The 24,329-nt window shown below is 73.3% G+C and carries 19 protein-coding genes; 7 read left to right on the top strand and 12 right to left on the bottom strand.

Translation table 11 applies throughout. The annotated features are described in order from the left end of the window. Positions 1–108: 108 nt before the first annotated feature. Positions 109–1,089 (bottom strand): acyl-CoA desaturase, encoded by a 981-nt coding sequence (locus tag ACLE50_RS04475; protein WP_410942044.1) that lies wholly within the window; start codon positions 1,087–1,089, stop codon positions 109–111. A gap of 143 nt (positions 1,090–1,232) precedes the next feature. Here ACLE50_RS04475 and ACLE50_RS04470 point away from each other — a divergent pair, with 143 nt between their 5' ends. The 3 genes from ACLE50_RS04470 (at position 1,233) to ACLE50_RS04460 (ending at position 7,336) form a co-directional block, all read left to right on the top strand. Continuing rightward, complete coding sequence (locus tag ACLE50_RS04470) at positions 1,233–2,267, top strand: LLM class F420-dependent oxidoreductase (RefSeq protein WP_410942043.1); 1,035 nt, start codon at positions 1,233–1,235, stop codon at positions 2,265–2,267. Positions 2,268–2,435: 168 nt separating this feature from the next. Then, on the top strand, positions 2,436–3,215 hold the full coding sequence (locus tag ACLE50_RS04465; protein ID WP_410942042.1) for a hypothetical protein: 780 nt from the start codon (positions 2,436–2,438) through the stop codon (positions 3,213–3,215). Between the two features lie 185 nt (positions 3,216–3,400). Beyond that, complete coding sequence (locus ACLE50_RS04460; protein WP_410942041.1) at positions 3,401–7,336, top strand: multifunctional oxoglutarate decarboxylase/oxoglutarate dehydrogenase thiamine pyrophosphate-binding subunit/dihydrolipoyllysine-residue succinyltransferase subunit; 3,936 nt, start codon at positions 3,401–3,403, stop codon at positions 7,334–7,336. 110 nt (positions 7,337–7,446) lie between these two features. On the opposite strand, the gene ACLE50_RS04455 is transcribed toward ACLE50_RS04460, so the two are convergent. Beyond that, positions 7,447–8,208 (bottom strand): ABC transporter permease, encoded by a 762-nt coding sequence (locus ACLE50_RS04455; protein ID WP_410942040.1) that lies wholly within the window; start codon positions 8,206–8,208, stop codon positions 7,447–7,449. Positions 8,209–8,244: 36 nt separating this feature from the next. Between ACLE50_RS04455 and ACLE50_RS04450 the strand changes: the two genes are divergently transcribed. After that, positions 8,245–8,421 (top strand): DUF6104 family protein, encoded by a 177-nt coding sequence (locus tag ACLE50_RS04450; protein ID WP_410942039.1) that lies wholly within the window; start codon positions 8,245–8,247, stop codon positions 8,419–8,421. Between the two features lie 80 nt (positions 8,422–8,501). Beyond that, on the top strand, positions 8,502–10,091 hold the full coding sequence (locus ACLE50_RS04445; RefSeq protein WP_410942272.1) for a CitMHS family transporter: 1,590 nt from the start codon (positions 8,502–8,504) through the stop codon (positions 10,089–10,091). 166 nt (positions 10,092–10,257) lie between these two features. Here ACLE50_RS04445 and ACLE50_RS04440 read toward each other — a convergent pair whose 3' ends face one another. Genes ACLE50_RS04440 through ACLE50_RS04430 form a run of 3 tightly spaced genes read right to left on the bottom strand, consistent with a single transcriptional unit; the run spans position 10,258 to position 13,746 of the window. Continuing rightward, entirely contained in the window at positions 10,258–10,671 is a 414-nt protein-coding gene (locus tag ACLE50_RS04440) for a hypothetical protein (protein WP_410942038.1), read from the bottom strand. Further along, positions 10,668–13,469: an FtsK/SpoIIIE domain-containing protein gene (locus ACLE50_RS04435; RefSeq protein WP_410942037.1), complete on the bottom strand. Its 2,802-nt coding sequence runs from the start codon at positions 13,467–13,469 to the stop codon at positions 10,668–10,670. Before ACLE50_RS04435 ends, ACLE50_RS04440 begins: the two co-directional genes overlap by 4 nt. Before the next feature lie 16 nt (positions 13,470–13,485). Beyond that, positions 13,486–13,746: a hypothetical protein gene (locus ACLE50_RS04430; RefSeq protein WP_410942036.1), complete on the bottom strand. Its 261-nt coding sequence runs from the start codon at positions 13,744–13,746 to the stop codon at positions 13,486–13,488. A 274-nt stretch (positions 13,747–14,020) separates the two neighbouring features. On the opposite strand from ACLE50_RS04430, the gene ACLE50_RS04425 reads away from it, so the two are divergent. After that, positions 14,021–15,379, top strand: a complete 1,359-nt coding sequence (locus ACLE50_RS04425) for an Nramp family divalent metal transporter (RefSeq protein ID WP_410942035.1) — start codon at positions 14,021–14,023, stop codon at positions 15,377–15,379. Between the two features lie 10 nt (positions 15,380–15,389). Here ACLE50_RS04425 and ACLE50_RS04420 read toward each other — a convergent pair whose 3' ends face one another. Then, a complete protein-coding gene (locus tag ACLE50_RS04420; protein ID WP_410942034.1) occupies positions 15,390–15,923 on the bottom strand; it encodes a TetR/AcrR family transcriptional regulator in 534 nt (177 codons plus the stop codon). A 96-nt stretch (positions 15,924–16,019) separates the two neighbouring features. On the opposite strand from ACLE50_RS04420, the gene ACLE50_RS04415 reads away from it, so the two are divergent. After that, positions 16,020–17,267: an FAD-dependent monooxygenase gene (locus ACLE50_RS04415; RefSeq protein WP_410942033.1), complete on the top strand. Its 1,248-nt coding sequence runs from the start codon at positions 16,020–16,022 to the stop codon at positions 17,265–17,267. Between the two features lie 15 nt (positions 17,268–17,282). Here the strand turns inward: ACLE50_RS04415 and ACLE50_RS04410 are convergent, their stop codons facing one another. The 6 genes from ACLE50_RS04410 to ACLE50_RS04385 all read right to left on the bottom strand — a co-directional run bounded on the left by ACLE50_RS04410 (position 17,283) and on the right by ACLE50_RS04385 (position 24,147). Beyond that, a complete protein-coding gene (locus ACLE50_RS04410) occupies positions 17,283–18,089 on the bottom strand; it encodes an MOSC domain-containing protein (RefSeq protein ID WP_410942032.1) in 807 nt (268 codons plus the stop codon). Then, positions 18,086–19,015, bottom strand: coding sequence for an ABC transporter substrate-binding protein (locus ACLE50_RS04405; RefSeq protein WP_410942031.1), 930 nt, complete (start codon positions 19,013–19,015; stop codon positions 18,086–18,088). Before ACLE50_RS04405 ends, ACLE50_RS04410 begins: the two co-directional genes overlap by 4 nt. After that, complete coding sequence (locus ACLE50_RS04400; RefSeq protein ID WP_410942030.1) at positions 19,012–19,737, bottom strand: ABC transporter permease; 726 nt, start codon at positions 19,735–19,737, stop codon at positions 19,012–19,014. The genes ACLE50_RS04405 and ACLE50_RS04400 overlap by 4 nt, the downstream gene beginning before the upstream one ends. Then, entirely contained in the window at positions 19,734–20,378 is a 645-nt protein-coding gene (locus ACLE50_RS04395) for an ABC transporter permease (protein ID WP_410942029.1), read from the bottom strand. The genes ACLE50_RS04400 and ACLE50_RS04395 overlap by 4 nt, the downstream gene beginning before the upstream one ends. Before the next feature lie 8 nt (positions 20,379–20,386). Continuing rightward, entirely contained in the window at positions 20,387–21,466 is a 1,080-nt protein-coding gene (locus ACLE50_RS04390; RefSeq protein ID WP_410942028.1) for an ABC transporter ATP-binding protein, read from the bottom strand. Positions 21,467–21,627: 161 nt separating this feature from the next. Next, a complete protein-coding gene (locus ACLE50_RS04385) occupies positions 21,628–24,147 on the bottom strand; it encodes a putative bifunctional diguanylate cyclase/phosphodiesterase (RefSeq protein ID WP_410942027.1) in 2,520 nt (839 codons plus the stop codon). Positions 24,148–24,329: the final 182 nt, after the last annotated feature.

Genomic DNA, 24,329 nt, shown 5'->3' with positions numbered 1-24,329 from the left:
GGCCCGGTGGCACACCGGCACCCGGCGAACCCCGCCGAACGCGAAACGGCCCCCGCCCCGCCTCCGGAGAGGCGACGGCGAGGGCCGTGGGTGACGATCGCTGCAGGATCAGGCCGCGGCGGCGGTCTCCTGCTTCTTCTTGGTGGAGAGCTTCTCCAGGCGGCGGGTGGTGGGCCAGCGGACGTTGGTCGCCCAGCCCAGCTTCTCGAAGCCCTTGATCGTGATGGCCGAGAGGTCGATCTGGCCCTTCTTCACACCGTGCCGGGCGCAGGTCGGGTCGGCGTGGTGCAGGTTGTGCCAGGACTCGCCGAAGGACAGGACCGCGAGCCACCAGACGTTGGCGGACCGGTCGCGGGCGGCGAAGGGGCGCTCGCCCCAGATGTGGCAGATCGAGTTGATCGACCAGGTGACGTGGTGCAGCAGGGCGACGCGGACCAGGCCGGCCCAGAAGAACGCGGTGAACGCGCCCCACCAGGACATGGTCACCAGGCCGCCGATCAGCGCCGGGCCGAGCAGGCTCACCAGGACGATCAGCGGGAAGGCCTTGTCGACACGGCGGATGCCCTTGTCGGCGACCAGGTCCGGCGCGAAGCGCTGCATGTTGGTCAGGTCGCGGTCGAACAGCCAGCCGAAGTGCGAGTGCCAGAAGCCCTTGGCCAGCGCCTTCGGGCCGGTGCCGTAGAGCCACGGCGAGTGCGGGTCGCCCTCCTTGTCGGAGAAGGCGTGGTGGCGGCGGTGGTTGCCGACCCAGTCGAGCACGCTGCCCTGCAGCGAGAGGCTGCCTGCGATCGCCAGCGCGATGCGCAGCGGCGTGTTCGCCTTGAACGAGCCGTGGGTGAAGTAGCGGTGGAAGCCGACGGTGACGCCCAGGCCGCTGATCACGTAGAAGACCGCGGCGATCGCGATGTCGAGCCAGCCGAGACCCCAGCCCCAGGCCAGCGGGACGGCGGCGATCAGCGCGAGCGTCGGGAGGGTCACGAACAGCCCGATCAGGAAGACCGCACCGACGGGACGCTGCCCCTCGGTGATCGGTGCCTTCTCGCGGCGTTCCGGACGGGAGGGTGCCGGAGGTGCTGCCTCGATCGTCATGGCCCCATGGAAGCCGACGGGGTACCCGCCCGACAGTGCGGTAATCCCCCCTATCCCGGGTCGGGTTCCGCCCGCGCCGCGGGAACGACCGCGTACACGGCCGGGACTTGACTCGCGAGTAACCACTCGGATAACCCGTACCTGTGAAGCTCTCCACGGTGCTCCCCTACGGCGACGACCCGATCCGTAACGCCGACGCGGTCACGGACATGGAGCGGGCCGGGCTCGACGCCGTGTGGGCCGCCGAGGCCTACAGCTTCGACGCCGTCTCACTGCTCGGCTACCTGGCCGCGAAGACGGAGCGCCTCGAGATCGGCTCGGCGATCCTGCCGATCTACTCGCGCACGCCGACCCTGACCGCGATGACCGCGGCCGGGCTCGACGCCCTGTCCGGCGGCCGGTTCAACCTGGGCCTCGGCGCATCCGGGCCGCAGGTGGTCGAGGGTTTCCACGGCGTCCGCTACGACAAGCCGATCGGCCGCACCCGGGAGATCATCGAGATCTGCCGCACGGTGTGGAAACGCGAGGAGAAGCTGACCCACGACGGCCTGTACCCGATCCCGCTGCCCGAGGACCAGGGCACCGGGCTCGGCAAGCCGTTGAAGATCATCAACCACCCGCAGCGTGCGGACATCCCGATCTGGGTGGCCGCGCTCGGCGAGAAGAACCTGCAGATGACCGCCGAGCTGGCCAACGGGTGGCTCCCGCACGTCGTCCTGCCGGAGAGGATCCAGGAGGTCTTCGGCCCCGCGCTGGAGGCGGGCTTCGCGAAACGGACACCGGAGCTCGGCCCGCTGCAGATCACCGGTGGCGGGATCTGCGCGCTCGAGGAGGAGTACTTCGAGCCGGCCCGCCAGGCCGCCCGCGGGCTCTACGCCCTCTACATCGGCGGCATGGGCGCCCGCGGGAAGAACTTCTACAACACGGTGTTCGCCAAGCAGGGCTACGAGGCCGAGGCGAAGCTCGTCCAGGACCTCTACCTCGACGGGAAGAAGGAGGAGGCGATGGCGGCGCTGCCCGACGACTTCATCGACCGCGTCACCCTGATCGGGCCGGAGGGTCACGTCCGCGAGCGGATCGCGGCCCTGCAGGAGAGCGGGATCACCCACCTGCACGTGACCCCGATGACCGCCGACGTGCCGCACACCTTCGAACGGCTCAAGAGCTGGATGTCCTGACGGTCGTGATGAATCACCCGGTCAGACGTCCTTCTGCTGGGCCGTTCGGCGCAGCGGGAGGGGGTCCGGATCACGGCTCGTATCCGGTCGTACAGAATGTGTGACGTCGTACGCGGGCACCGGCCCGGGAGTCCTCGCGCTCCCGGGCACGACGAGGAGGAGCGCGCATTGCTGGAGCTGGCCATCCGGACCTCCGACGAGCCGATCTCCCCGGGCCAGTACCGCCACACCGCCACGCACGCGTGGTGGATGGGCACCTACTTCGCCGGTGACGAGCTCTGCGTGCACTACTCCGAGCACCTGCTCCAGCAGTGGACCCCGGCCGACCCGTCGGACGACTGGCTGCTCGACCGCGAGATGACCGGCCGGATGCGCTGGCTCTGCGGGGACGGGCCCGCCGCCGTCGACCACGGATTCGCCCTGGCCGACCAGTGGCCCACCGGCCGCTTCCGCGCCCCCCACGGCGACTTCTACGCCGAGCTGCAGGGCCACCTCCCCGCCGCCCGCCCGGGCTCGTGGTCGCACCCCACCCCGCGCTTCCTCGCCGCACTGCCCCGCGACCCCGACGCCCTGCTGCAGCGCCTGATCGACGACAGCCCGCCCGGGCGCGGCTACACCGGCCCGTTCCAGAGTGCCGTCGACGCCCTGCGCACCTGTGCCGTGCCCGCCGAGCTGCGCACCGTGCTCTACGACGCGCTGCGCGGGCTGCCCGCCGTCGGCGTCGGCGAGACCGCGGACCTCGACGGCGAGATCTGCCCGACCCTGGTCCACGACGACGGCCCGGTCCGCAGCGAGCTGCTGATCTCCCCGGTCGACGGCCAGTACGCCGGCGAGCGCGACACCGTCCGCCGCCCGGCCCGCGTCGGGCCGCCGGTCGGCACCGTCATCGCGGAGACCGCGACGAGCACGTCGGTCGTCGACGTCCTCGGTGCTCCTCCCGGCTTCTGATCGCGCGCCCCGCCCCGTGCCGCCCGCAGCGCCCTCCCGACCACCGCCGGTGGCCGGATGTACTCGCATGGTCACGGCACGGTCACGAGACGGGTACACCACAGATGGTTCGCCGGAGCACGAGGGGGACTAACCTGGTGCGCGGTCGCGACAATTCGAGCAGCTACCAAGGCGGTTGACGCAGAGTGTCATCGAGCAGTACCTCCCATCAGGCGAGCGGATTCGGCCCGAACGAATGGCTCGTCGAGGAGATGTACCAGCGCTTCCAGGAGGACCCCTCGGCCGTGGACCCGGCCTGGCACGAGTTCTTCGCCGACTACGGGCGGGGCGGTGAGAAGCGCGACGCCGAGGCATCGGGCGGAGCGGCCGCGAACGGCGCAGGCCCCCCGGCCGACACCGACGACACCGCAGGCACCGCGGGGAGCAACGGCGACGCCCCCACCCGCTCGTCCGGCGGGGTCACCCGTGGCTCGGCGACCGAGGACGACGAGCACACCGGCGGCGAGGACGACACCTCCGCCGGCCCGTCGCAGAAGATCGTGAGCGAGCGCGGCCCGGCGACGACCCGCTCGCAGCGCGAGGTCCCCCCGCCGGTGACGCCGCGGGCCGAGCCCGCCCGTACCGCCGCCGCGGCCGCCCCGGCCCCGACCGCCCCCGCCGGCGGGTCGCAGGACCGGGCCGGCGCGAAGCCCGCCGCCGGTGCCGGCTCCCGGGCCGCGAAGCCCGCGCAGGACGGGGGTGGCGCGACCACCACCCCGCTGCGCGGCGCCGCGAACGCCGTCGCCAAGAACATGACCTCGTCGCTGGAGCTGCCGACCGCGACCAGCGTCCGCGCCGTGCCGGCCAAGCTGATGGCCGACAACCGCATCGTCATCAACAACCACCTCAAGCGGACCCGCGGCGGAAAGCTGTCGTTCACGCACCTGATCGGCTACGCGCTGGTCAAGGCGCTGCGCGAGTTCCCGAACATGAACCGGCACTTCGGCGAGGACGACAAGGGCAAGCCCGCCCTGGTCACCCCGGAGCACGTCAACCTCGGCCTCGCGATCGACCTGCCCGGCAAGGACGGCAACCGCTCGCTGGTCGTCGTGTCGATCAAGGGCTGCGAGAACATGTCGTTCTCCCAGTTCTGGGCGGCCTACGAGGGCATCGTCCGCAAGGCCCGCGACGGCAAGCTCACCGCCGAGGACTTCGCCGGGACCACGATCAGCCTGACCAACCCCGGCACGCTGGGCACCAACCACTCGGTGCCGCGCCTGATGCCCGGCCAGGGCACGATCATCGGCGTCGGCGCGATGGAGTACCCGGCGGCGTTCCAGGGCGCGTCGGAGGAGCGGCTGGCCGAGCTCGGCGTCAGCAAGATCATCACGCTGACCTCGACCTACGACCACCGGATCATCCAGGGCGCAGAGTCCGGCGACTTCCTGCGCCGGGTGCACAGCCTGCTGCTCGGCGAGGACGGGTTCTGGGACGAGGTCTTCGCCTCGCTGCGCGTGCCCTACGAGCCGATCCGCTGGGTGCAGGACTTCCCGGAGGGCGAGGTCGACAAGACCGCCCGGGTGCTCGAGCTGATCGAGTCCTACCGGACCCGCGGCCACCTGATGGCCGACACCGACCCACTGAACTACCGCCAGCGCCGGCACCCGGACCTCGACGTCCTCTCGCACGGCCTGACGCTGTGGGACCTCGACCGCGACTTCGCCGTCGGCGGCTTCGGCGGCAAGAGCCACATGAAGCTGCGCGACGTGCTGGGCCTGCTCCGCGCGTCGTACTGCCGGACCATCGGCATCGAGTACATGCACATCGCCGACCCCGAGCAGCGCAAGTGGCTCGAGGAGCGGGTCGAGGTGCCGCACGTCAAGCCGGACCAGAGCGAGCAGAAGTACATCCTGTCCCGGCTCAACGCCGCCGAGGCGTTCGAGACGTTCCTGCAGACCAAGTACGTCGGGCAGAAGCGGTTCTCCCTGGAGGGCGGCGAGACCGTCATCCCGCTGCTCGACGCCGTGCTGGACAAGGCCGCCGAGGACGAGCTGGACGAGGTCGTCGTCGGCATGCCGCACCGCGGCAGGCTCAACGTGCTGGCCAACATCGTCGGCAAGCCGATCAGCCAGATCTTCCGCGAGTTCGAGGGCAACCTCGACCCGGGGCAGGCGCACGGCTCCGGCGACGTGAAGTACCACCTCGGCGCCGAGGGCAAGTACTTCCGGATGTTCGGCGACGGCGAGACCACGGTGTCGCTGACGGCGAACCCGTCGCACCTGGAGGCCGTGGACCCGGTGCTCGAGGGCATCGTGCGGGCCAAGCAGGACATCATCGACAAGGGCGACGGCGCGTTCCCGGTCATGCCGGTCCTGATGCACGGCGACGCCGCGTTCGCCGGTCAGGGTGTCGTGGCCGAGACGCTGAACCTGGCGCTGCTGCGCGGCTACCGCACCGGCGGCACCGTGCACGTGGTGGTCAACAACCAGGTCGGGTTCACCACCGCGCCGGAGCACTCGCGCTCCTCGCAGTACTGCACCGACGTCGCGAAGATGATCGGTGCGCCGGTCTTCCACGTGAACGGCGACGACCCCGAGGCGTGCGTCTGGGTGGCCAAGCTGGCGGTGGAGTACCGGCAGCGCTGGCACAACGACGTCGTCATCGACATGATCTGCTACCGCCGCCGCGGCCACAACGAGGGCGACGACCCCTCGATGACCCAGCCCTCGATGTACGACATCATCGACGGCAAGCGCAGCGTCCGGAAGATCTACACCGAGTCGCTGATCGGCCGCGGTGACATCACCATGGAGGAGGCCGAGCAGGCCCTGCGGGACTTCTCCAACCAGCTCGAGCACGTCTTCAACGAGGTGCGTGAGCTCGAGAAGACCCCGCCGGTCGTCTCGCCGTCGGTCGAGCAGGAGCAGACCGTCCCGGCCGACCTCGACACCGCGATCCCGCTGGAGATGGTCCACCGGATCGGCGACGCGCACAGCACGCTGCCCGAGGGCTTCGGGGTGCACAAGCGCGTCGAGCCGGTGCTGGCCAAGCGGGCGAAGATGTCCCGCGAGGGCGACATCGACTGGGCGTTCGCCGAGCTGCTGGCGATGGGCTCGCTCGCCGTCGACGGCCGGCTCGTGCGGCTGTCCGGCCAGGACTCCCGGCGCGGCACGTTCGTCCAGCGGCACTCGGTGCTGATCGACCGGCGGACCGGTGCGGAGTACTTCCCGCTGCGCAACCTGGCCGAGGGCCAGGCCCGCTTCCTGCCGTACGACTCGGCGCTGTCGGAGTTCGCCGCGCTCGGCTTCGAGTACGGCTACTCGGTCGCCAACCCGGACGCGCTCGTGATGTGGGAGGGCCAGTTCGGCGACTTCGTCAACGGCGCCCAGCCGATCATCGACGAGTTCATCTCCTCCGGTGAGGCGAAGTGGGGCCAGCTCTCCGACGTCGTGCTGCTGCTGCCGCACGGCCTGGAGGGCCAGGGCCCCGACCACAGCTCCGGGCGGATCGAGCGCTTCCTGACGCTGTGCGCGGAGGGCTCGATGACGGTCGCGCTGCCGTCGGAGCCTGCGAACTACTTCCACCTGCTGCGTCAGCACACCCTCGACGGCGTCCGCCGCCCGCTGGTGGTGTTCACGCCCAAGTGGATGCTGCGCGCCAAGCAGGTCGTCAGCCCGATCTCGGACTTCACCGAGGGCCACTTCCGGCCGGTCATCGACGACCCGGAGCACCGCGAGCAGTCCGGTCCGGTCGGCGGCGTCGACCGGATCCTGCTGTGCAGCGGCAAGATCTACTGGGAGCTCGCCGCGGCGAAGGAGAAGCGCCGCAAGAACGGCGACACCTCCGTCGACGGCACCGCGCTGGTCCGCATCGAGCAGCTCTACCCGATGCCGCTCGAGCAGATCACCGAGATCCTCGCCCGCTACCCCGACGCCCAGGAGGTGCGCTGGGTCCAGGAGGAGCCGGCGAACCAGGGCGCGTGGCCGTACTACGGGCTGGAGCTGCCGCAGAAGCTGCCCGAGCTGCAGGGCCGGTTCAGCCGGGTGTCCCGTCGGCGGATGGCCGCCCCGGCCGCCGGCTCGTCGAAGGTGCACGAGGTCGAGCAGGCCGAGCTGATCGAGAAAGCCTTCTCGAAGATCTGATCTCCACGGCGGTCTGACCTCCACGGCGGCCTGATCTCCATGGCACCGGGCGGCCGGGTACGGGTTCCTCCCGTACCCGGCCGTTCCGCTGTGTGCGGGCCGCGGCAGGATCAAGCGTGCTCGGGGGCGCGGCGCACCCGGCCGCGGGCGACCAGCTCCACGACCACCAGGGCCGCGACGGTCTCCGCGGCGAGCAGCCCGGCCAGCACCAGCAGCTGCGCCGCGGCCGCCTGTACCGGGTCCCCGCTGCCCAGCAGGACGCCGACGAACGCGCCCGGCAGCGTCACCAGCCCGACCGTGCGGGTCTGGTCCAGCGCGGGGACCAGTGCCTGCCCGGCCGACGGGCGGACGACGAGCAGTGCTGCGTCGCGGGGCAGCAGGCCGAGCGCCAGCGCGGCCTCGTGCTCGCCGTGCCGCGAGGTCAGCTCGTCCAGTGCGCGGCGGCCGGCGAGCGAGGTCGCGGTCATCGCCCCGCCGATCACGATCCCGGCGACCGGGACGACCGCGATCCCGGTGAACGGCACCGCACCGCTGCCGAGGACCACCGCGAGCACCGGTGCCACACCCGCGACGATCGCCGCCCCGGCCGCGGCCGTCGCCGCGACCGGACCGCCGCGGGTGAGCCGCCGCCCGGCTGTCCACGCGGCCACCGCCACCATGAGCAGCACGAACGCCGCGGTCCCCCACCACGTCCGCACCAGCGCCAGTAGCACCAGTGCCACCGCCGCGAGTTGCAGCACCGCGCGTGCCACCGCCGTCGCCGACGCTCCGGCCGTCCCCGTCCCGCCGAGCGCGGCCGCGGCCGCGGCCACCGCGACGAGCACGACCAGGGCCACCGCCAGCGGTGTCCCGACGACCACTCCTGCGCCCACCCGTACCTCCGTCGCGCGTGTCCTAGGCTGTCCGCCGTGTACTTCACCGACCGTGGCATCGAGGAGCTCGTCGAGCGGCGGGGCGACGAGCAGGTCAGCGTCGAGTGGCTCGCCGACCGGCTGCGGGCCTTCGTCGATCTGAACCCGCAGTTCGAGACCGCCGTCGAGCGCCTGTCCAGCTTCCTCGCCCGGGACGACGCCGACGACGAGTGACACCCGCTGTGCCACAGCACCACCGTGGCACGCCACGATCGACTCCACTGTGGCCGTGACCACAACTTTCACAGTGCACGCTGTGTCCACTGCGTGAGCTGTGTCCGCAAGCATCGTCCCGCGCCGGCGCGCCCCTACCGTTCCTCTCGGCCACCACCGGAGGAGGAGCACCGATGCTCGTCGTTCTCGGGGCCGCGATGATCGCGGTCTTCATGTACCTGATCCTGTCGAAGCGGCTCGCGCCGATCCTGGCGCTGGTACTGGTGCCGCTGACGTTCGCACTCGTGACCGTCGGCACCGGGCTCGCCCAGGCCCCCGACGACGGCGGGGTGGTCGACTCGATCATGTCGGCGGTCAAGGACTTCGCGCCGACCGCCGTGCTGCTGTTCTTCGCGATCACGTTCTTCGGGACGATGATCGACGTCGGGCTCTTCGACCCGCTGATCCGGTTCGTGCTCCGCGCGGTGCGCAACGACCCGGTCCGCCTGGTCGTGCTGACCGCGGTGCTCGCCGGCGTCGTCTCCCTCGACGGCGACGGGTCCACCACGTTCATCATCACCGTCTCCGCGCTGCTGCCGATCTACCGGCGGCTCGGGATGAACCCGGTGGTGCTGGCCGTCGTCGCGAACCTGGCGAACGGCGTCATGAACATCGTGCCGTGGGGCGGCCCGACCGTCCGCGCCGCGACCGTGCTGAACGTGTCGCCGTCGGAGCTGTTCAACCCGATGGTGCCGGGCATGGTCCTGGCCACGCTGACCGTGCTGGTGCTGGCCTGGTTCCTGGGCCGCTCGGAGCGGGCGCGGCTGGCCTCGTCGGGGAGGTCGCTGCAGGCCGTCGCGGCGGAGATGACGACCGTGCGGGAGCCGGCGCTGGCCGGTGTCGGCGGGGGCTCGTTCCCGGCTCCCCGCACCCCGTTCCCCGGGTCGGCGGGCTCCGGCCCGGGCTCCGGCTCCGGTTCCGGCTCCACCGACGGCCCCGACTCGACCGACGGCCCGGACTCGACCGACGGCCCCGACGCCGGGGACCTCCTCGACCCGAACCGCCCGACGCTGCGCCCGAAGCTGATCTGGTTCAACCTCGCGCTGACCGTCACGCTGCTGGTGCTGCTGGGCATGGACGTGCTGCCGCTGGCACTGGTGTTCGTCGTGGCGACGGCGATCGCGCTGGTCGTGAACTTCCCGAAGCCCGAGGACCAGATGAAGGCCGTCACCTCGCACGCCACGTCGATCGTGTCGGTCGTCGCGATGGTGTTCGCCGCCGCCGTGCTGGTCGGGGTGCTGTCGGGAACCGGCATGGTGACCGCGATGGCGAACGCGATCGTCGCGGCCGTCCCGCCGTCGATCGGCAGCTGGTTCGCGGTGATCACCGGTGTGCTGAGCATGCCGCTGACGTTCTTCCTGACCAACGACGCCTTCTACTTCGGCATCCTGCCCATCCTCACCGAGGCGGCCGGGCACTACGGCATCACGCCGGTCGAGATGGCCCGCGCGTCGATCGTCGGGCAGCCGGTGCACATGACCAGCCCGCTGGTCCCGGCGCTGCTCCTGCTGGTGTCGCTGGCGAAGGTCGACCTCGCCGACCACCACCGCAAGGTGATCTGGCGGGCCGCGGTCTGCTCGATGGTCATGCTCGCGACGGCGCTGGTGCTCGGCGTGGTCCCGCTGGGCTGACGCCGCGTCCCGCGAACGCTCACCGGTTCCGCGGACGCGCACCTGATCGGGTGCGCGGTCCCGGGACCGGTGAGCGTTCTCGTCGTCGGGAAGGTCGGCGGCGGTCGCCGGTGGCCGGCAGCGACCGAGCGGCCGAGCGGCCGGGCGGCCGGGCGGCCGGGTGGGCTCAGCGGCGGCGGCGGAACAGGCGGCGGTCACCGGAGGCGCGCAGCTCCTCCAGGGCGGTGTCGGCGTCGCGCTCCAGGTCGGCGTGCGCGGCCGGGTCGGCGCGGTGGTCCGGGCGGGGTCTCGGACGCCCCGGCTCCTCGGCAGACCACAGCACCTGCAGCGCGGACTCCCAGCGCAGCTCGTGCATCCCGCGGGCGATCGTCAGCGTCTCCTCGGCCCTGCGCAGCTCGTGCTCGGTGTGGCCCAGCGTGCGGCGCAGCTCGTCGGCGCGTTCGGCGTCGCGCTCCCGCAGGGTGACGACGGCACCGGCCAGCTGCGCGACGACCTCCCGGTAGCGCTCCACCGCGCCCGCCGGGCTCCCGCCCGGCGACCCGTCGTCCGGCATCTCCGCGTCCGGCCGGCCGGTGCTCATCGGTCGTCGCTCCGATCGGTCAGGATCACCAGCTGCGGGCGCGAGCTGCGCGCCCGGTCCAGGAACAGCGCGCGCCCCGGCGCCGGCGTCCACTCCAGCGGCTGCCCGCCGAGCAACGGCACCAGGTCCGCGCCCAGCACGCCCGTCGCCACCCAGGCACCCAGGTCCTCGACGGCGGCACCGGGTGGCGCCAGCAGCGTCTTGAGCCGCTGCGCGCCCTGCCACCAGCCGAACACGTGCACCCCGACACCCGGGCCGTGCCGCAGCACCGCGCGCAGGTCCTCCATCCCCGACCGGTCCAGCATCGCCTCGGCGACGTCCGCGCCGAACACGACCAGCACCACCGGCGGGTACTCCGCGTCGGTGCCGGTCCGGGTGCGGACGACCCCGGCCAGCTCGCGGACGCGCTCGGCGAACCCGTCGGAGCGGACCTTGTCGACGCGCCGGGTCAGCCGGCCTGCCAGGTCGTCGGCGGCGGTCACCGAGTCCGGGCTCAGCGGCGCGAGCACGACCTCGGCCGGAGCCCCGGGCGCGGCGGGACCATGCTCGAGCACCTCCGGAAGGCCGTCCAGGTAGGACTCCAGCGCCGCGCACAGCAGCGGCACCGCCACCCGCGCCTCCGGCCCGATGACGCCGAGGTTGCGGCCCGGCCCGTCGGGCAGCTCCGCCGCGGCGGGCGTGCCGTGGACGTCGACGAACTGACCGACCAGCGCCCGCGGGACGCCGTCCCCGGCGGGCATCCGGGCGACCAGCGCGTCGTGCGCGGGGGCGCGGGCGCCGTCGAACACGACCGGCTCGGGCGCGTCGGGGAAACGCTCGAACGCGCTGGTCTGGACGTCGCGCACCACCGGCGAACCGGCCTCGGGCACCCGGACGACCGTGTTGCCGTACTCGACGCCGGAGTCGTGGTTGATCACCGCGTGCCAGCGCGGGATCTCCAGTGCGACCTCGTTGTCCTGGGCGAGGATCCGCCGTGCGCGGGGCAGCGCGATCCGCAGGACGAACTGGTCGAAGATCGCCGACCGGCCCCACAGCGCGTCGATCCCGGAGACGTCCTGGCTGGCCAGGACCAGGTGCACGCCCTGCGAGCGGCCGCGCCGGGCGACGTCCTCGAGCAGCCGGGTGGCCTCGGCGCTGACGGCGTCGCGGCCGCTGAACAGGAACTGGAACTCGTCGATCACCGCGACGATCCGCGGCAGCCGCGCGGCCGGCCCGTCGACGCCGCGGTGGGCCAGCTCGGCGCGCAGCTCGGACAGCTTCGTCGCCCCGTTCCGGCGCGCGGCCTCGGCGCGGGTGCGCATGACCTCGGCCAGGTGGCGCAGCAGCGCGAGCCCGAACTCCCGGTCGGTGTTGATGTTGACACCGATCAGGCTGGCCTGCGGGAGCCGGTCGGCGCGGAAGCCGTCGGGGTCCGGGGCGAACTGGGCGAACGAGACGCCCTCCTTGAAGTCGAGCAGGTACAGCTCGACCTCGTCCGGGCCGTACCGGGCGGCGAGCCCGCAGATCCAGCCGAGCAGCAGGTTCGTCTTGCCCGACCCGCTGGGCCCGCCGACGAGCGCGTGCGGCGAGTGGTCGTCGAGGCGCAGCTCGGTGGGGACGCCGTCGGCGTAGCCCACGTCGGTGACCAGCCCGTCGGCCGAGCTCTGCGACCACCGGTTCTCCGGCAGCAGGTCCGCGAACGCGCCGAGCCGCCCGCGCCAGGTCTCGTGCGCGTCGGCGATGGCCGCGCAGATCCGGGTGACCTCGTCCGGCGGGACCGGCGTCTCGGGCTCGACGAGCACGTGCGGCCCGGTCAGCGAGGTGTGCACCGGCACCGCGGCGCGCACGTCGTCGGGGTCGACGCCCGGCGGGTCACCGAAGCTCACCGCCTCCACCGGGCGGCGCAGCGCGACCGGCACGTCCAGCAGCACCAGCACCACCCCGGCCGCGATACCGCCGCGGGCGACCCGCTGCAGCTGACGCAGCTCCTCCTCCGGCAGCTCCCGGCCGTTGCCGACGAGCACCGCGAGCATCCACGCCTCGGGCCGCTCCCCCGTCCGCTCCGCCAGCTGGGCCAGCGACGAGCAGCCGGCGGCCAGCGCCCGGGTCTGCACCCGGCGGATCCGGTCGGCGAGCTGGGTGAGCAGCGCCTCCAGCCGCGTCGGGTCGTGCACGGTGAGCAGCCCGGTACGGGTCAGCGGGTACAGACCGGGCAGCGCACCGGCGAGCTGGCCGACGTCCCACACGTGCACGTTCACCACGCCCGGCCGGTAGTACCGCAGCACCCGCAGCACGAGCTGCTCGACCATCGTCTCGGCGCGGTCGCGCGAGCGCGGCGTCGACACGATCTGCAGGTGGGCGCCGTCGAGCAGCGGGACGCCGACCCGGAACGGGGTCCCGCCCTCGACGCTGCCGCTGCCCAGCGCCCACATCTGCGGCGCCCCGGACACGGCCTCGGCGGCGCCGGTGGCGTCGTCCCAGGTCGCCGGGTCGTCGCCCGCCGCGCCCGGGGCGGCCGCGGTGACGATGTCGGACAGCAGCTGCGGCGAGACGTCCTGCCAGCCGTCGAAGGCGTGCGCGCGGTCCTCGGCAACCCGGCCGACCGGGCCGGCCAGCCGCGGGTTGGCCAGGACCCGGCTCAGGCCGGGGTCACGGCGGGCCGCGTCGTCACCGGTCTCGCGCAGCCACAGCTCCGCCATCGCCTCCGCGTGCGCCGCCGCGGCCCGGTCCCGGCGCACCTCCGCGGCCCCGAGCGCGGCGGACGCGGCCCGGTGGAAGCGGTCGAACGCGGAACGGATCCGGTCGCGGCGGCGGGGCATCAGGCGGGCGCGGCGCTCAGAGCCGGGAGGCGACGTCGTCGGCGGACTGCATGGCGACGTGCAGCGCCTGCTCCACCTCGTCGATCTTCTCCGCGGCGGCGGCGAACCGGGCGCGGGCGTCGTCGGCGTCGTTCTGGGCGGTGCCGTAGATGTTCTGTGCGAAGGCGGACCCGGCCTCGTCGATGGCCTGCCGGGCGTGCCGCAGCGCGCCGAGGCTCTCCGTGGCCTGCTGGTTCGCGCGTCCGATCCCGGCCCGGATCTCGTCGATGTTCGCCATTGCCGCCCTCCGTGCATGCTCCACGGCCCCGGGGTCCCGGGTGCCGCGCAGGAACCTATCCGGCGATGCGCGGACACCATGGTGCGACCACCCGGGACACCGCGCAACGGTGCCGGAACGTGATCACTACGCCCGGGGCGGGCAGGGCGGCGGTGATCAACACCGGGACTGATCGACACTGGGACCGGCCCGTGCATGTGTGGTCCAATCTCCGCCGATCCCCCGAACCGGGTGAAACCGGGCCGGGTCCGGCGGTGTGATGCGGAGGCTGACGATGGCCCGTCCCGAGCAGCAGACGGACTTCCTCGAACCGCCGACGGGCTCGGCGAAGCTCCGCTCGATCGGGCCGGGGCTGCTCGCCGCGGCCACCGGCGTCGGCGCCGGGGACCTCGTCGCGACGATGGTGGCCGGGGCGAGCTTCGGCACCGTGCTGCTGTGGTCGGCGATCGCGGGCACGCTGGTGAAGCTCGCGCTCGGCGAGGCCGTCGGACGCTGGCACCTGGCCTCGGGCGCCACCATGCTCGACGGCTGGCGCCGCCTCGGCAGGTGGGCGACGATCTTCTTCGGCGCCTACATCGTGGTCTGGGGCTTCGTCTACGGCGCGACCGCCATGTCCGCGGTCGGGCTGCCGCTCAACGCGCTGTTCGGCGGGCTGTCGGTGAAGTACTGGGCGATGCTCGCCGGCGTCGTCGGACTGGTGCTGGTGTGGCTGCAGCGCTACCACATGTTCGAGAAGGTCATGACCGTCCTGGTCGTGGTGAAGTTCGCCAGCGTGGTGTTCGTGGCGTTCCTCGTCGGGCCGGACCTCGGTGCGCTGGCGAACGGCCTGATCCCCCGGCTCCCGTCCGGCTCGACGGTCTACGTGCTCGGCCTGATCGGCGGCGTCGGCGGCACGATCACCATGGCCGCGTACGGCTACTGGCTGTTCGCCAAGGGCTGGAAGGGCCCGAAGTGGCTGTCGATGATGCGCCTGGACAACGCCGTCGGCTACGTCATGACCGGCATCTTCGTGATCTGCATGCTCGTCGTCGGCTCGACGATCCTGCTGGGCCAGAACCTCACCGAGTCCGACTCCGGGCTGCTCACGCTGGCCGACCGGCTCGGCGAGCTCTACGGCGGCGCCGTCCGGACGGTCTTCCTGGTCGGGTTCCTCGCCGTCACCTTCACCTCGCTGCTGGGCGTCTGGAACGGCGTCTCGCTGCTGTTCACCGACTGGGTCCGCTCGATCCGGCTGCCGCACGGCAAGGCGGTGCGGATCGGGCCGAACGAGGTCAACGCCGTCGTCCCCGGCGAGGAGCCGCCCGCCGAGCGGGGCGAGGGGACCGGCCGGGCCGGTGCCTACGAGGCGGCGCAGGCGGAGAAGTCGCTGCCGTTCCGCGCGTACCTGGTGTGGCTGACGATCCCGCCGATGGTGCTGCTGCTGTTCAACAAGCCGTTCGCGCTGACCCTGGTCTACGGGGTGCTCGGCTCGGTGTTCATGCCGTTCCTGGCGATCACGCTGCTCCTGCTGCTGAACACGAACATGGTCGCGAAGCAGGGTCGCAACGGGTGGCTGTCGAACGCGGTGCTGGGGATCTCGTCGGCGCTGTTCCTGGTCCTGCTGGTCACCGACGTGTACCAGCGCCTGGCCTGAGCCACCCGGCTCAGCGCGGGCCGAGCGCCCGTTCGGCGGCGTCGACGGCGGCCTCCCGCAGGCCGGGCAGCTCGTCGTCGCCGAAGAGGACGACGGCGTCCTGCAGCCCGCCGAGCGCGACGACGGCCCGCACCCGGTCCCCCGGCGCGTCTCCCCCGGCGAGCGCGGCGTCGATCCCCTCCCGCCAGTGGATCATCCGGCCGGCGATGCCGGTGTGCCCCACGACCGAGGCGTTGTGCACCAGGACCCGTAGTACGTAGCGGTGCTGCAGGCAGAAGTCCCAGTAGCGTTCCAGCAGGTCACGAACCCGGGCGGGGTGCTCGGCCAGGTCGGCGGCCAGCTCCCGGAGCCCGTCGAGCATCGGGTCGACGAGGTCGGCGAGCAGCGCGTCCTTCGACGGGTAGTGGTAGTAGAGCGCCGCCTTGGTGACGCCGATCCGCTCGGCGATCTCCCGCAGGCTCGTCGCGTCGTAGCCGCGCCGGGCGAACAGGTCGACGGCCGCCGCGCGGATCTCGGCTCGGGTGTCGACGTCGGCTCGGGGCACCGGTGAACCCTATCCCACCCTTGCCGACCTGCCGCACGGTCAGTAGCTTACCGGTCGGCAAGTAGGTGCGATGACAGCAACGGTGAGGAGCGTCCGATGACCCACATCCTGATCTCCGGAGCGAGCATGGCCGGCCCCGCGCTGGCCTGGTGGCTGCGCCGGGCCGGCGCCGAGGTGACCGTGGTGGAGCGGTCCCCCGGCGTCCGCGGCGGCGGTTACCCGATCGACCTGCGCGGCGTCGCGGTCGACGTCGTCGAGCGGATGGGGCTGCTCGGCGCGGTCGAGGCCGCCCGCACCGGCACCCGGCGCATCTCCTTCGTCGCCGCCGACGGGCACCCGATCGCGGAGGTCCCGGGCGAGGACGCCACCAGCGACGCCGGCGAGTCGCCGGTCCGGTCCGTCGAGATCCCCCGCGGGGAGCTGGCCCGGCTGCTGTGGGGGGCGACCCGCGACGACGTCGAGTACGTCTTCGACGACCACCTCACCGCCCTCGACGACGGACCCGGCGGCGTGCGCGTCACGTTCGCGAGCGGGGCGTCGCGCACGTTCGACCTGGTCGTCGGGGCCGACGGCATCCACTCCGGTGTCCGGCGGCTCGCGTTCGGCCCGGAGGAGCGGTTCCGCCACGACCTCGGGCTCTGCTACGCCGGGTTCTCCGCCCCGAACGCCGCGGGCCTCGACCGGGAGGCGCTGCTCGCGAACACGCCGGGCCGCACCGTCGCCCTCTACGGCGTGGGCGGCCCGGCCGACGACGTCGTGGCCGTGCTCGTGTTCGGCGCGCCCGCTCCGTGGACCGGCCACCGCGACACCGGAGCCCAGCGGCGGATGGTGGCCGACGCGTTCGGCGGGCTGGCGTGGCGGGTGCCGGAGACGCTGGAGGCGATGCGCGCCGCCGACGACTTCTACTTCGACACGGTCAGCCAGATCCGGATGCCGTCGTGGACCTCCGGGCGCGTCGGGCTCGTCGGCGACGCCGCGTACGCGCCGTCGTTCCTCAGCGGGCAGGGCACCAGCCTGGCCGTGGTCGGGGCCTATGTCCTGGCCGCCGAGGTCGCCGCCCGCCCGGACGCGGACGCGGCGGCGGCACTGCCCGCCTACGAGCGGCGGATGCGCGAGTTCGTGCGGGTCAACCAGGCGCTCGTCGGGAACGGACGGTCGGTGGTGCACCCGTCGACGACCTGGGAGCTGCTGCGGCGCAACGCCCTGCTGCGGGCGCGTCCGCTGCTCGAGCGGATCGGCTCCCGCGCCCGGTTCGGGGCGGGCGCCGTGGATCCGGTCGCGCAGGCGGCCGTCGCCATGACGCTGCCGGAGTTCCCGGCCGCGCCCGCCGTCGCCGCGGGCTGAGCCGGAGCCGCCTGCTCAGCCGAGGGTGACCACGTCGCCGACCCGCACCGCACCCGGGGTCTCGACGCGGGCGTAGAGCCCGGCGCAGGGCAGCAGGTCCCCGAAGCCCTCGACCGGGACCCGGTTGCGCCTCGCCGGGCCGTGCAGCGCCGACGGGTCACGCGGCAGGTCGCCCTGCTCCAGGGTCGGCAGGACGCAGCGCGGCGTCGGCAGGGTCGGCACGATCGTGGCGGCGCCGAGGGTCAGCGGGCGGCTCATCCAGTCGTTCTCCACGAACGGCGGCGTGCCCTCCGGGGTCTCGACGACGACGTTGGGCCGGTAGCGCAGCGCGTCCACCCCGAGCGCGTCGAGGGTCGCGGTGGTGATCAGGTGCACCGGCGAGTGGTCGACGAACCGCCCGCCCGGCGCCCCCGCGGCCATCTCCAGCAACGGGGCGTCGACCTCGGCGTCCAGGCCCTCGGCCAGCACCTCGTCGGGTTCGGGGCGCTCGAGGACGGCGCCGTCGTTGCGGCGGGCGCTGAGCGTCACCGCCCGGCCGAGCAGCGCCGACAGCGCCTGCTCGACCTCGCTGCCGGAGTCCGCGGTCAGCGTGCGCCCGTCGGGCAGCGTCACCGTGACCGCGCCGTCGTCGACCCGGGAGCGGCAGGTCAGCAGCGCCCGCCAGTGCCGGGGCTGCTTGGCCGAGGCGATCCGGCCCGCCTCGGCGTCGACCAGGGCCAGAGCCCGGTCGCCGACGACCCCGTGGTCGTCCAGCTCCAGCGCGCCGAGGGTCTCGCCGAGCATCGACTTCACGGGGTAGCGGTACAGCGAGGAGATCTTCATGGAGAGGTGTTCACCAGGTTCTTGCGAGCGAGCCAGTCGGAGGCGACGGTACGCAACGCGGGCTTGTCCGGCCCGGCGGCTTCGGCGTTCATCGCGAGCAGCTCGTCGGTGGTGAGCACCGCGGAGACCCGGTCGAGCACCTCGCGGACCTTCGGGGAGGCCTTGCGCTGCGACATCACCGGCACGACGTTCTGCGCGGCGAAGTTCTCCTTCGGGTCCGCCAGCGGCACGAGGTTCTTCTCCCGCAGCGCCGGGTCGGTGGTGAACAGGTTCGCCGCCTGCACGTCGTTCCCGGCGAGCGCGGCCACGGTCAGCACCCCACCGGAGTCCAGGGTGCGGAACTCCTTGAACGCGCAGGCGTAGTTCTTGGCCAGGCCCGGGATGCCGTCGGAGCGGGTGCGGAACTCCGAGCCGCCGCCGAAGACCATCTGCGAACAGTGCGGCGCGAGGTCGGCGATGGTGCGCAGCTTCAGCCGGTCCGCGGTCTCCCGGGTGACCACGACGGCGTCCTTGTCCTCGGCGCTGGACTGCTTGCCGAGCACCAGCCCGGGCGGCAGCGCCTTGCCCAGCGCGGCGTAGACCGGGCCGGGCTCGGTCGCGGTCGCCTTCTCGTCGAGGTAGGTGAGCAGCGCGCCGGTGTAGTCCGGGATGAGGTCGACCGAGCCGTCCTGCAGCGCCGGGAAGTACGCCTCGCGGGAGCCGATCGCGACCGGGTTCTCGACCTGGACACCGGCGTCGCGCAGGGCCTGGGCGTAGACCTCGGCGAGCAGCTGGGACTCGGTGAAGTTGCCGGAGCCGATCGAGACGACGTCCGGGTCGGTGTCGGCACCCCCGGCCAGCGGGTCGCCCCCGCAGCCGGTCAGCACGAACGCGGCGACGACGAGCGCGGCCACCAGCCGGGCCGTCGCGGATCGGGTGACGCTCATGCGGCCTCCGCCCGGTCGTCGGCGGCGCCGCCGCGGATGACCCGCAGCCGCGGCTTCCCGGACGGCGCCTTCTTCTGCTGCAGCCCCGGCGACACGATCAGCCGCTGCAGCGCGCCCAGCACCAGGTCCGCCACGACGGCGAGCAGCGCCACCAGGATCGACCCGCCGATCATGGCGCCGTAGTCGCGCTGGCCCAGGCCGTCGATGATGAACCGGCCGAGCCCGCCGATGCCGACGTAGGCGGCGACGGTGGCCGTCGAGATGACCTGCAGGGTGGCGCTGCGGACCCCGCCGAGGATCAGCGGCAGCGCGTTGGGCAGCTCCACCTTGGTCAGGACCTCGGTGCCGCGCATGCCCATGCCCTCGGCGGCGTCGACGATCGCCGGGTCCACGTTGCGCACGCCGGAGTAGGCCCCGGCCAGCAGCGGCGGCACCGCGATCACGATCAGCGCGATGAGCGGGCCGAGCAGGCCCAGGCCGACCAGCAGGAACAGCAGGACGAGCAGGCCGAGCGTGGGCAGCGCGCGCAGCGCGTTCGCGAACCCGACGACGAGCACGCCACCGCGCCCGGTGTGCCCGATCCACGCGCCGAGCGGCAGCGCGATCACCATCGCGATGATCATCGTCAGGGCGGTGTAGCCGAGGTGCTCGGCGAGCCGGACCAGGATGCCCTCCGGGCCCGACCAGTTCGCGGCGTCGAACAGCCAGCCGAGGTAGCTCATCGGTGCGCCCCCGCTCGCTCCCAGGGGGTGGCCAGCCGGCCGCCCAGCACCAGGAGCCCGTCCACGACGAGCGCGACGAGCAGCACCAGCACGATCCCGGTGATCGTCTCCTGCGGGATCTCCCGCTGGAAGCCCTCGGTGAACAGCTTGCCGAGCCCGCCGAACCCGATCACCGAGCCGACCGTGACCAGGCTGATCGAGCTGACCGCGGCGACCCGCAGCCCGGCGACGATGACCGGGATCGCGACCGGCAGCTCGACGGTCAGGAACCGCCACACCGGGCGGTAGCCCATCGCCGTCGCCGAGTCGATGATCCGGGGTGGCACCGCGGACAGCCCGTCGGCGACGGTGCGGACCAGCAGCGCGAGCACGTAGACGGTCATCGCGATGACCACGTTGACCGCGTCGAGGATCCGGGTGCCGAGGATCAGCGGCAGGAACACGAACAGCGCCAGCGACGGCAGCGTGTAGAGGAACCCGGCCGCGTTGAGCGTGAGAGTGCGCAGCCAGCCACGGCGGTTGGCGATCCAGCCCAGCGGCACGGCCAGCACCAGCCCGATCACCACCGGCAGCAGCGAGAGCACCAGGTGCTCACGGACCAGGTCCAGCACGAGGTCGGAGTTGCGGAAGACCCAGTTCATCGCGCGGCCTAGGCGGCGGACTCGTCGCGGGCGGCGGGCAGCGCCGCCAGCACGGCGTCGGCGGTGACCGAGCCGGCGACGCGGCCGTTGTCGTCGACGGCGACGCCCTGCCCGGACGGCGAGGACAGCGCGGCGTCGAGCGCGCCGCGCAGCGAGCCGGAGCCGACGGTGTAGAGCGACCCGCCGGGGACCAGGGCGTCCTCGGTGACCTGCCCCTCGCCGGCCCGGACCCAGCCCAGCGGCTTCGCCGAGGTGTCGACGACGAGTGCCCACCCGTCGTGCGGCAGCGGGTCGCCGACCGAGATCACCGGCAGCGAGCCGATCGGGATGGTGTCGGAGGTGAGGAAGCCCAGGCCGCGGTAGCCGCGGTCGCGGCCGACGAAGTTGTCGACGAAGTCGTCGACCGGGCGGGAGAGCAGCACGCCCGGCTCGTCGTACTGGGCCAGCTTGCCGCCGACCCGGAACACCGCCACCTTGTCGCCGAGCTTGATCGCCTCGTCGATGTCGTGGGTGACGAACACGATGGTCTTGCCGAGCTCGGACTGCAGCCGCAGCAGCTCGTCCTGCAGGCTCTCGCGCACCACCGGGTCGACCGCGGAGAACGGCTCGTCCATCAGCAGCACCGGCGGGTCCGCGGCGAGCGCGCGGGCGACGCCGACGCGCTGCTGCTGGCCGCCGGAGAGCTGGCTCGGGTACCGCTTGGCCATCGAGGTGTCGAGGCCGACGATCTCCATGAGCTCCATGGCCCGGTCCCGGGCGGCCTTCTTGCCCCGCCCGAGCAGCAGCGGCACCGTCGCGATGTTGTCGACGATGGTGCGGTGCGGGAACAGCCCGGCCTGCTGGATGACGTAGCCGATGCCGCGGCGCAGGTCGGCCGGGTCCGCGGCGAGCACGTCCTGCCCGTCCACGAGCAGCTCGCCCGAGGTCGGCTCGACCATCCGGTTGATCATCCGCAGGGACGTGGTCTTGCCGCAGCCGGACGGGCCCACGAAGACCGTGATGCGGCCCTGGTCGGCGACGAGGTCGAGGTCGTCGACCGCAACCGTCCCGTCCGGGAAGCGTTTCGTGACGCCCCGGAACTCGATCATCGCCGGCTCCCCCTGCCTTCGGCACGCGGCCCGGATCGGCCGCGTGGTCGGAGCACACTAACGCGACCGTTGTCGGCGGGCGAACCGCTCCACCCGTCACGGGCGGGTGTCCGGACAGGTCGGTGGCGCGGTGGTGACCGCGGGCGCCGGGCCCGGGACGCTCAGTAGGCGCCGGGGGTGCCACCGGGCGGCGTCGCCGTCGTGACCGGGGTGGGCAGGCCCCCGCCGCGCAGCACCCGGTGCAGGTCCTCGGGCCGCAGCGAGCGGGCGAACAGCCAGCCCTGGAACGCGTTCACCCCGAGCTGGAGCAGCACGTGGAACTGCTCGGCGGTCTCGACGCCCTCGGCCACGGTGGCGCGGCCCATCGCCCTGGCGACCTCGACGACCGCACGGGCGAGCGCGAAGTCGGCCGGGTCGGTGCCGACACCGGTGACGAAGGCGCGGTCGACCTTCACGATCTGCGCGGGCAGCTCCTTGAGCCTGGCCAGCGAGGAGTAGCCGGTGCCGAAGTCGTCGACGGCGAAGCGGACGCCGCGCCTGCCCAGCTCGCCCATCGCGTCGAGCGCGGGGCGGGGCAGCGCGACCAGGCTCGTCTCGACCAGCTCCAGCACCAGCTGGTCCCAGTCCAGGCCGGACCCGGCGATGGCGCCTGCGACGTCGTCGAGGAAGCCGGGGTCGGCGGGCAGCAGCCCGGCCAGGTTCACCGCGACGGCGACCCGCTGCCCGTGCCGCGGCCAGGTGGCGGCCTCGTGGGCGGCGGTGCGGAGCACCCAGAGGTCCAGCTCCCGCTGCAGCCCGCTGCGCAGCGCCACCGGCAGGAACTCCCCCGGGGAGATCTCGCCGCGCGTCGGGTGCGACCAGCGCAGGAGCGCCTCGGCCGACAGCACCGACCCGTCCGGCCCGACGACCGGCTGGTACTCCAGGCGCAGCGCGTCGTTGGCGATCGCGTCGCGCAGCTCGGCCTCCAGCTCCAGCTGCCGGCAGGCCGGGGCGATCGAGTCGCGGTCGGCGACGGCGATGGCGCCGCGGCCCCGCTCCTTGGCCTGCCCGACGGCGATCTCGGCCGAGCGCAGCAGCCCGTCGGCACCGGTGACGTGCCCGTGGCAGCCCTCCGGAACCGCCGTCCGGGTCGCGACGCCGACCGACGCGGTGAGCGTGACCGGCCGCCCGTCGACGGTGACGGTGCCGCGCAGGAGCTCCGCGACCAGCCCGGCGAGACCGCGGGCACCGCCTGCCTCTGTGACGTCGGTGCAGACGACGGCGAACTCGTCGCCTGCCAGGCGGCCCGCGGTGCAGCCGACCGGCAGCTCGCGCTGCAGCTTCCCTGCCAGCTCGACGATCAGCGCGTCCCCGGCGTCGTGGCCGAGGCCGGTGTTGACACGGGCGAAGTCGTCGATGTCACCGCAGACCACGGCCACCCGGTCCGGATCGCCCTCGTCGAGGAGCCGGTCGGTGATCTCCAGGAGCCCGGTGCGGTTGGGCAGCCGGGTCAGCGGGTCGACGGTGCCCGCCTCGTGCAGCAGGTCCGCGGCCCGGCGGCGCTCGTCGACGTCGGTGATCACGAGCAGCCAGAACGGGCGACCGTCGTCGGAGGGAGCGGCGTTGACCACGACCTCGCAGCAGACCCGGGTGCCGTCGGCGCGCAGCAGCGGCAGGTTCTCGATCCGGTACGTCGGCTCGGGATCGGACGGGTCGCGCAGCCACTCGGGCAGCCCGTCGGCGCGGACGTGCTGCGGGTCCGCGGACAGGCTGCGGGCCGGAACGCCGCGCAGCGTCTCCAGGTCGGCCTCGAGCAGCGTGCACAGCGCCGGGTTGGCGTCGACGATGCGGCCGCGGCCGTCGAGCATCGCGACGCCGGTGGTGATCGTGGCGACGAGGTCGGCGAAGCGCTGCCCGGAGCGCTGGGCGCGCGAGTCCGCGCGGCGGCGGTCGGTGACGTCCTGCACGGTCCCGATCAGCCGCAGCGGCGCACCGCCCGGGGTCCGGTCGACCCGGGTGCGGCAGGACAGCACCGCGCCGCCGTCGGGCCGGATCTCCGACGCGTGCGGCCCGGAGGCGGAGGCCGGCTCAGCGGCGGGCCCGGAGCCGCCGGACTGCTCCGGGACGCGCTGCTCGCAGTCGCGGCGCAGCATCCGGCAGACCCGCTCGACCTGGTCGCCCTCGACCGGGCCCTCCGGGCCGTCCGGGCGGACGCCGAGCGCGCGGTAGAGCTCGACGAGCCCCTCGCTTCGGGTCAGCGTCCCGGCCTGCAGGTCGAAGGTCCAGGTACCCGAGCGGGTGGCCCGCTCCAGGTCCAGCGTCGGCGCCTCCCCGACCGGCGACGGCGTCGGATCCGGGAACGCGGTCAGCAGGACGACCGTGTTGTCCCCCTGCGGCCAGCGCACGACCTTGACCCGGGCGAGCCTGCGGTCGGCGCGGACCAGGCGGGCGTCGGAGTCCGGGCCGACGAGCAGCTGCGGCAGCCGCATCCCGGTCGGGTCGGCGGAGCCGGCGAGGCGGCGCAGCGCGGCGTTGGTGTGCCGGACGACGCCCTCGGCGTCGCAGACCAGGGCGGGCGACGGCGGCAGCGGCACGTCGGAGTGCGCGGCGCGGGCGCCGGGCGTGGGGGCGGCCGTGGGGTCGTCGAACACGCCCCGCGCCACACCACCGCGTTCACCCGCGCGCGGCTCCAGCTCGTCCACGCCCGCCTCCCGTCCCGTTCGGCTCCGACACCCGCACAACGAGCCACCGTCCCGGGCGATCCGGGATGGTAGCCCGATCGAGGCAGCATTCACGGCCCGTGACAGGGCCGAACGGAGTAATTGCGCCACACCGGACGCGCTCCGTCGGCATCTGCGCCTCACAGAACGGCCGAAGGGTACCC

The sequence above is a fragment of the Pseudonocardia phyllosphaerae genome, from assembly GCF_046546475.1.
Taxonomy (GTDB): Bacteria; Actinomycetota; Actinomycetes; order Mycobacteriales; family Pseudonocardiaceae; genus Pseudonocardia; species Pseudonocardia phyllosphaerae.
The sequence above is the reverse complement of the archived record's forward strand: the minus strand, read 5'-3'. Positions and strand labels throughout refer to the sequence as shown.

Excerpts from the sequence above, each read along its gene's own strand:
- ACLE50_RS04475 (WP_410942044.1), bottom strand. The coding sequence starts at position 1,089 with ATGACGATCGAGGCAGCACCTCCGGCACCCTCCCGTCCGGAACGCCGC.
- ACLE50_RS04440 (WP_410942038.1), bottom strand. The coding sequence starts at position 10,671 with ATGAGCACCGGCCGGCCGGACGCGGAGATGCCGGACGACGGGTCGCCG.
- ACLE50_RS04435 (WP_410942037.1), bottom strand. The coding sequence starts at position 13,469 with ATGCCCCGCCGCCGCGACCGGATCCGTTCCGCGTTCGACCGCTTCCAC.
- ACLE50_RS04430 (WP_410942036.1), bottom strand. The coding sequence starts at position 13,746 with ATGGCGAACATCGACGAGATCCGGGCCGGGATCGGACGCGCGAACCAG.
- ACLE50_RS04425 (WP_410942035.1), top strand. The coding sequence starts at position 14,021 with ATGGCCCGTCCCGAGCAGCAGACGGACTTCCTCGAACCGCCGACGGGC.
- ACLE50_RS04415 (WP_410942033.1), top strand. The coding sequence starts at position 16,020 with ATGACCCACATCCTGATCTCCGGAGCGAGCATGGCCGGCCCCGCGCTG.
- ACLE50_RS04410 (WP_410942032.1), bottom strand. The coding sequence starts at position 18,089 with ATGAAGATCTCCTCGCTGTACCGCTACCCCGTGAAGTCGATGCTCGGC.
- ACLE50_RS04405 (WP_410942031.1), bottom strand. The coding sequence starts at position 19,015 with ATGAGCGTCACCCGATCCGCGACGGCCCGGCTGGTGGCCGCGCTCGTC.
- ACLE50_RS04400 (WP_410942030.1), bottom strand. The coding sequence starts at position 19,737 with ATGAGCTACCTCGGCTGGCTGTTCGACGCCGCGAACTGGTCGGGCCCG.
- ACLE50_RS04395 (WP_410942029.1), bottom strand. The coding sequence starts at position 20,378 with ATGAACTGGGTCTTCCGCAACTCCGACCTCGTGCTGGACCTGGTCCGT.
- ACLE50_RS04390 (WP_410942028.1), bottom strand. The coding sequence starts at position 21,466 with ATGATCGAGTTCCGGGGCGTCACGAAACGCTTCCCGGACGGGACGGTT.